Genomic DNA, 509 nt, shown 5'->3' on the forward strand with positions numbered 1-509 from the left:
GCTGGTCATAAAGTTCTGATACCAGCCACCGCCCGCGGCAAAGGTCCAGTTGTCCGGCGTCCAGCTCAGCGCGGTCCCCAGAATGTTCTGGTCATAGGATTTGCTGTCGTTGTTTTCCGGGTTACGCATGCCGGCGCGGGTGTAGTTCCACGCGGTACCCCAGGTCAGATCGTTGGTGATGTGATAATTCGCACCCAGTGAGCCGCCACCTTTACGCTTATAGCGCAGACCGTTACCTGGCAGGTATTCGGAATCTTCAAACAGGTAAGAGGCGTAGAGATCGACATCTCCCTCCGTTTTCTTATATTTCAACATGCTGCGGGAGCGGTATGAGCCATCATAGTCGCCGTTGATGCCGTTGCCGGGCGCCTGACCAATCATGTCGTAATCCCAGATATCTGTTTTCACACCTACCACATCATAGTACACGCTGTTTTGCTTCCCGTAAGTCAGCGTACCCCAGGTGTTGCTCTTCAAACCGGTGTAGAGCATACGACGCTGAGTATCGT

The 509-nt window shown here is 53.6% G+C and carries 1 protein-coding gene; it reads right to left on the reverse strand.

What is annotated here, in order from left to right:
• Positions 1–509, reverse strand: a 509-nt coding sequence (locus GM30_RS01105; protein ID WP_162212966.1) for a porin, incomplete at both ends; no start/stop codon positions are given.

The organism is Trabulsiella odontotermitis (assembly GCF_001188485.1).
Classification (GTDB): Bacteria; Pseudomonadota; Gammaproteobacteria; order Enterobacterales; family Enterobacteriaceae; genus Trabulsiella; species Trabulsiella odontotermitis_A.